The sequence below is a fragment of the Armatimonadota bacterium genome, from assembly GCA_020354555.1.
Taxonomy (GTDB): domain Bacteria; phylum Armatimonadota; class Hebobacteria.
Genome location: CP070648.1, coordinates 3,526,954 through 3,534,201, shown reverse-complemented (window position 1 = coordinate 3,534,201; position 7,248 = coordinate 3,526,954). Strand labels below are relative to the sequence as shown.

The following is a 7,248-nucleotide window of genomic DNA, read 5'->3' as shown; positions in this document are numbered from 1 at the left end:
CACGCAGGAACTCGACAAGAGCCGCGAGGCCCGCCACCGCGCCCGCCAGTTCGCTCCTGGCGGCGACGGCGGCGAGCCCTTCAGCCGCGTCCGCATCGCGCTCAATCGTGCCAGCCAACTCCTGAGCCGCCGCCAGGGTCCGCCGCGCCTCCGCCCATTCCGCCGGTCCTTGACCGAGCGCGCTGTAGAAACCGGTCAGCCGTTGCTCGAGTTCCGGCAGGCGGGATGTGATGTCCCGCGCCCAGTTGCACAGGCGCTCCCACAACGCGCTCTGCACCTCGAAATCAAGTGCGTGCGGCGCGTCCCCGGACAACGCGCGGGCGACCGCCAGTGCGCCCTGCTCGTGCTCCGCCGCCAGCGGCGTCGCGCGCGCCAGATAAGCAATGTGATCCGACAGCGGCGTGCCGAGCTGCGCGAACGGGATCGGCTTCAGGAACCCGTCGAGTGCGATCAGGTACCCCGCCCTGACGAGCGATCCAATCACCAACTCGACCATCTCCGGCGTGATACCCCATTCGCTCTTCTCGATAGCTCCGGCGCAGTCGGCGAAGCGGATCATGTCGGCGCTCGTCATGGCGTCGGCGGAAGCACGCATCGGCACTGATTCGAGGACCGCTTGCGCCGCCACGCTGTCGCGGATCGCGAGCACCCACCGGCCGTCGTCGCGCCGCGCCAGTCCGAGCGGTTCGAGATATGAGACGAGCGCGTCCTCCAGCGCCGAATCGGGCGGCGGCGCGGACGTACCCGCCCGCAGGAATTGCTCGATGACAAACGTGCTGCGCTGCTTGCCCGCGAGCCGTTTGCGCGGCGCGATGTCGCGGAACTTCGGGTACAGTTCGCGCATCGGCCAGTCGAGTATTGCGGCCAGCGTTTCCTCCCATGCATCGCTCGCAGCCATCTCTGAGATATCCTCGCGCCGCCCGTCGGCGCGCAGGAGTTCGCCCTCCGCGTACGCCTGGCGCACGATGCGGGCGGCCTCCGCCGACTGCGCGGTCAAGCGCTCCGCTACTCGCTGCGCCAATTCCCGGCCGTGTTCCCCTTCGCGCGACGTCGGATCGGCGCTGAGCATCCGCAGCGCGGCGTGCTCGCGCAAAGCATCCAATTCGTCGTCCCCAAGCGGCCGCGGGAGCCAGGCAATCGCTCCCTGCGTCCACCGGCCGGAGACTTGCTGCGTAACCTGCAACCACGCTTCGCCCTGCGCCTCCACGTCGCGCAAATCGCCGATGACCAGCCATCCGCTCTCCGCGGTTCCCGCTGAGGCCAGGGCTTCGGTGATGCGCGACAGCTCCTCCGCGCGTACGCGCCGCAGGTCCCGCCGCTCGACCGTCGCCCGCCGCACCGTGTTCATCCATTCGAACTGCTGCTGACGCGGCTCGGAGAAGACCGGAAGCGGAAACGACGCGTCCTGGCAAGCCGCCGCGGCGTTCTCGAACACGCGCGAATCCTTCTCGCCCAGCGCGTCCATGATCTCGTACAGTCGCCGCCGCAGCGCCTCGCCGACATCGCTCGCAAGCTCCAGGTAGTACTGATCCGCAAAGGCGCCCTCTTGGCTGACGCGCTCGACGTATGCGCCCCGCCGCCGCATCGCCCGGAGCGCGCGCTCGACGCAGGGGTAGAAGTCGCCGCCGGCATCATCGCGCACCGCGGACCCCGCGAGCGCGTCCGCCGTCTCGCTCACCATCCACCGCACTCCGCCGAGCGCCGCCAGGGCCAGCGCCTTGAACACCGCGATGACAAGCTCCGGCTCGTCCGCGGCGATGCGCTTCGCGTTCTCGACGTAGAACCGCCGCGCCGCCTCGAACCGGTGCAGCTCCGGACGACCCTCCAGGCGCTCGGCGGCGAGGTCGAAAGCCGCATCGGCGGAGATGAGCCGGTGTGCGCCTTGGGTCAGCATGCCGGAGCCCACAGCCCGCCCCACCGCCTGCACCACGCTGCGCGTTTGCGACAGGAACGACTCCGCCGCGCCCTCGAACGCCTCCAGCGCCAACGGGTTGAAGGGATACGTCCGCGCCAGTTCCTCAGGGGCGAAGCGCAGCCGACCGTCGCCGCCGGCCCACGCCGCGCACGCCTCGCGGATCGCGTCGCCGAACGCGTGCGGGTCCGGCTTCTCCACTAGCTTGCGCTCGACGACCGTGCGCAATTGCGCGAGGGCCAGATGATGGCGCTCGTAGCGGTCGCGGATCTGCCGCAGGCTGTGAGAATCAATGTCGCCGACGTCCTCCAGCTCGCGCTGCGCCGCGGTCACCACCCACAGCGGCATCGCCCGCGACTGCTGGCCGAGGACCTGCAGGAATGCCGCGTCTTCATCCAGCCCGCGCTTGTCCTTGGACGCGAGGAATAGGCTCAACTCGTCAATCAGCACGACCAGGCCGGTGAACCGCGCGCCGCGCAGCGCCTCGCGCAGGCGCGTCATGACTTCGCTGCGCGGCCGCTCGATCGCGACCTCGATGCCCTGGCTGCGGATGAACTCGCGCGCCAGGCGCACCGCCGCGGGTTGGTCCTCGGCGGACAGGCGCTCCCACTCCCGCCTCTCGCCGCGCTCGGCGAGGAATCCCGAGAACGGCTCGCTGCGGTGGGGGAGGAGGAGATTCTCGAACGCCTGGAGATACGACGTTTCCTCCACGAGCGCGGGCGCGTCGTCGCCGAGCCGCTGCCGAAGCTCATCCTCTATGCAGCGGAAGACGATGGATTCGAGGTCGTGCGCGCTGCCGCGGTAGTCGTCGAGCGGCACGGCGACGGAAGCGAGTTTCCGTGCGGCTCCGAACGCGCGCGAGAAGTTGCGCATCCAGGAGTGGCTGCGGAGGAAATGCTCCCATGCCGGCGGGTGCTCCGCGAGCAGGCTCAGCGCGGCTAGCACGTGGGATTTGCCGGAGCCGTACGCGCCGGAGATGAGGAACCCGCGCCCGGGGCCTTCGACGCGCGCCATGCTGCCGATGAGCGCATCCCACGCGCGGCGGTTGTCGGGGTGTTCAATGAAATAGAGTTCGAGGAGCGCGCGCAGTTCCGCTTCGGTCGCGCGTGACGGGGAATCGCCTTCCTGCCGTGCACGCGCCTTGAGATCCGCGACCGGCCCGAGGGTCACGACCTCCGGGAACTCCGCAAACCGAACGAGGTTGCACAGCGCCGACGCCTTGGTCATCTATGGCCCCCTCTTTGCGTGGTGGCGGGGACTCACTTCGGCGCGGCTGCAGCGAACACCTGCGGGCAATCAAGCGGTTGGCATGGGGTATGCCGGGCGGCTGGACGTTTTCCCGTCGCGCTGGCACCCGAAAGGCTGGAGGAAAGGAACGCCGGGGCCGGGCTCCGTTTACCCGGAGCAGCGTCGAAGGGCAGCGATCCGCCGCTCGGTCCGCCGCTCCACGCCCCGCGTCGTCTGCGGTTGGGCGCAGAAGGAAGGAGGGGCAGGCGTACAGCCCTGCCCCTCGGTGTCGGTTCGTTGCTCTCTGCGGTCTTTGCGGTTACACGGGGCCTCCTACTGCCCCTCCCCGCTGATCCATTTCTGCGCGTCGAGGACGAACGACGTGCCGTCGTCCTTGTACACCGTCTCCTTCAGCCCGTCGGGCAGCACCTCGACCAACACGATGTGGTGGATGTTGCCCGGCGCCATGCGCTCGTGCAGCCCCGCGCCGCCGCCGCCGGTCAGCACGTACCGCACGCCCTTGTAGTCCGCGACGTCCAACGCGTGAATGTGGCCGATGTACACGCGCTCGACCTTCTTCTCGGCGAGCAGGTCCGCCAGTTCCTGCGCGCCCGCGCTGAAGGCATGGTAGCTCCACTCCTCGATGCACGCCGGCGGGGCGTGGAAAAACACGACCTTGCGCAGATCGGTCGTCAGCGCGTCGTCCAGCCACTGGAGCTGCTGCGGCGTGACGACGCCCTTGGAGTTGTTGAGCGCGAGGAAGCGGAACCCGGCGTGATCGAAGTAGTAGTCAGGCGACCCGAACAGCTCCTCGTACAGCCTGCCGCCGGTCGGCCCCAGCTCGTGGTTCCCTTCGGCGATCAGGAACGGCCAGGTCACGTCCTTGATCTGCTCGAAGAAGAACGCGTACTCCTCCGGCTTGCCGCCGGGCACGATGTCGCCCGTGTTAAGGGAGAAGTCGAACTTCGGCAGGCCTGCGGCGATCTGTAGCAGCTTCCCGAAGACCGCCGGATTCGACCGCGTGTCGCCCATCGCGACGAAGCGGAACGACTCGCCGGCCTTGCGCCCGATCGCCTTGACCTTCGCGATCTGCGCTTCAGTGCGCCACGGCTCAGCCGCCTTGAGCAGTTCCTCCGCGCTCTTGACATCCGGCAGCTCCTGCGCCTTCAGTTCGAGCGGCACGGTGGCCTTGACGGGCGCGCCGTCGGCTTCGAAGGGCTTGCTCTCGGCATCGCGCGGCCAGATCTCGAAATGGTACGTCCCGGCCGGCGCCTCGGGGATATCGAAGCCGTAGGTCCACACCCCGTCAGCCGCCTTCTGATCGTCACCCTCGCCAGCGTCGTTCATCTGCACGACCATGACGGGGTACTCGGTGACCGTCGCCTCGACCTTGGCGACCGCTTTGCCGGGATCGGCGACGGCAACGGTGAGCACGACGTGATCGCCGGGCTTCGCCGCGGCCGGCGCGATCTTCGCATCGCTCAGCTTCGGGACGCCCGCCGGAGCCGGCGCCTCGAGGGTCACCGAGAATACCAGGGTCTCCTTGACGTACTTGCCGTCAACCTCGAACGCCTTGCCGGTGGCGTCGCGCGGCCAGATGCTGATGTGGTACGTGCCCGGCGGCGCCTCGACAGGAATATCCGTGCCGGCGCTCCACACGCCGTCGCCTGCGTGCTTGTCATCGCCGCGGCCCTCGTCGTTGAGGTAGAGCATGACCTCGGGGTATTCGTTGACGATGGCCTCGACCTTGGCGACTTCCTTCGCCGAGTCCTCGAGGGCAACCGTGATGACGACGTGATCGCCGATCCGGCCGGCGCTCGGCTCGAGCTTGGCGGCGCTCAGCTTCGGGACGCCCGCCGCGGCCGGCGCCTCGAGGGTCACGGAGAATACGAGCGTTTCCCTAAGATACTTGCCGTCAACTTCGAACGCCTTGCCGGTGGCGTCGCGCGGCCAGATGCTGATGTGATACGTCCCCGGCGGGGCTTCGACAGGGACGTCCGACCCGCCGCTCCAGACACCATCGCCCGCCTGCTTGTCATCGCCCTGCCCATCGTCGGTGAGATACCCCATGACCTCGGGGTATTCGTTGACGACGGTCTCGACCTTGGCCACTTCGTTGGCGGGGTCTTCGATGGTGACCGTGATGACGACGTGATCGCCGATTCGCCCGGCGCTCGGCTCGATTTTCGCGTCGCTCAGCTTCGGCACGCGGGGCGCGGCCTGTGCATACTGCAGCGTCAGCGCGACCGTTTCCTTGACGTACTTGCCGTCGACTTCGAAGGCCTTGCCCGAGGCGTCACGCGGCCACAGGGCAATATGGTAGGTCCCCGGCGGGGCCTCGGCGGGCACATCCAAGCCGGCGGTCCAGATACCGTCGCCCGCCTGCTTGTCATCGCCCTGTCCGTCGTCCTTGAGCGGCAGCGTCACCTCGGGATACTCGACGACCACGGCCTCGACTCTGGCGACCTCTTTGGCCGCGTCGTCAACGACGACGGTCATGACAACGTGATCACCGATCTGTGCGGGGACCGGCTCGATCTTCGCATCGCTCAGCTTCGGCGCCGCCATCGCGCTGGTGACGAGCAGCAGCGAGGCGAGGCACAACGTGACTAACCTAACGGGAACTCCGCGCATCGTGGGTTACCTCCTAGATGGCGCATGTGATCCGACGGGCACCTGCCACCTGATCTCCATATTTCCCCCTGGGCCGCGCCCTCCCTGCAAGGCATCCGCGCGCGGCGCCGGCCGAATCGCCCTGCAATGGACGAGGCGCGACCGTGCCGCAGGCGGTGCGCAGGTCAGGCGCAGTCGCCCCCGGCTGCCGCACATCACGACCCCGGGCGAATCACGCGGACGGGCTAGTCAACCTTCTCGCGCACGCGGAACGACACTTTCACCCGGGCGTGATACTCCGCGATCTGCTGGTCAGCGACCTGCGCCGACCACGATACCACCTCGACCCCCACGATATCGCGGATGGTCTTGGCTGAGGTCGCCAGCGCATCCTCGGCCGCCGCCTGCCACCCCTTCGTGGACGTTCCGATCAGCTCGATTACCTTCATCACCGCCATCGCTGCACCTCCTCGGTTTACCGAATGACTCGGAATGGGAGTCCCGGCCTCCAGCGGTCAGGCTATTCCACGGCGCGTACGCGCGGCCCTGCACTCACGCCGACAGCTTGCGCAGCCGATCGTGCGCTTCGCCAATGCCGATTTCGGCATCGCGGCGCAGGTTCCCCCACAGGTCCCCGGTGCGCGCCAGCCGCCGCGTGATGTTATCCAAGCGGTAATCGCGGGGATCCGCGCGCGACAGCTCATCGCGACGCAGAGGTGTCGAGACCGTGCCGTCCGCGCTCGCGCGCAAGCTGTACGGCGCGACGTTCGTCTTGCCGAACGAGTTCTGCGCGTAGTCCACGAAAATGCGGCCCGTGCGCCGAGACTTCGAGTACGACAACGCGATGACCCCGGGGTGCCTGCGGTCCAACAGTTTCACCGCGTCGTGCACGAAATCGCGCGCCGCCGCGTGCGTCTCGTCGGGTCTGACGGGCACGAACACGTGCGCCCCGCGCTTGCCGGTCGTCTTGAGATGGTGCTTGATGCCCAGTTCATCCAACAGGTCGCCGACCATCCGTGCCCCGTCGGCCGCGTCCTCGAACTTACCGGTTTGGGGGTCAATGTCGAAGACGGCGAGGTCCGCCTTCGTCACGTCGGCAACGCTTGCCGACCAGGTATGAATCTCAACCGTCGCCATCTGCGCGAGCCACACCAGGGCGGCGAGATCGTTGCACACGACATAGCGGATCTCCCGTGACTCGGCCTCGTGCGTGACGTGAATCGTTCGTATCCATTCCGGCGCGCCGGCGGGCGCGTCCTTCTGGAACCAGTGCTCGCCCTCGATCCCGTCGGGGTAACGCACCATCACGAGCGGCCGGTTGCGGAGATGGGGGAGGATGTACGGGGAGACCTTGATGTAGTACTCGATGAGGTCGGCCTTGGTCCAGCCGCGCTCCGGCCATAGGACTTTGTCCAAATGGTTGACGTGCACCTCGCGACCGTCAACCTCGACCGTCGTCTCTTTCTCCGCGGCCCTGAGCGCGCGCCGGAGTTGCT

General features: G+C 67.9%; 4 protein-coding genes. All 4 read right to left on the bottom strand.

The window, feature by feature from the left end:
- The coding region (locus tag JSV65_14445) for a hypothetical protein (protein UCH33752.1) at window positions 1–3,139 on the bottom strand (3,139 nt) is incomplete at its 3' end.
- A 333-nt stretch (window positions 3,140–3,472) separates the two neighbouring features.
- Window positions 3,473–5,773: a metallophosphoesterase gene (locus tag JSV65_14440; GenBank protein ID UCH33751.1), complete on the bottom strand. Its 2,301-nt coding sequence runs from the start codon at window positions 5,771–5,773 to the stop codon at window positions 3,473–3,475.
- Between the two features lie 224 nt (window positions 5,774–5,997).
- The gene (locus JSV65_14435) at window positions 5,998–6,210 is read right to left on the bottom strand and encodes a dodecin domain-containing protein (GenBank protein UCH33750.1); all 213 of its coding nucleotides are present in this window, start codon (window positions 6,208–6,210) and stop codon (window positions 5,998–6,000) included.
- Between the two features lie 94 nt (window positions 6,211–6,304).
- Window positions 6,305–7,248, bottom strand: a 944-nt coding sequence (gene ligD / locus JSV65_14430; protein UCH33749.1) for a non-homologous end-joining DNA ligase, incomplete at its 5' end; no start/stop codon positions are given.

Coding starts and splice junctions, on each gene's coding strand:
- JSV65_14440 (UCH33751.1), bottom strand. CDS start 5,773: ATGCGCGGAGTTCCCGTTAGGTTAGTCACGTTGTGCCTCGCCTCGCTG.
- JSV65_14435 (UCH33750.1), bottom strand. CDS start 6,210: ATGGCGGTGATGAAGGTAATCGAGCTGATCGGAACGTCCACGAAGGGG.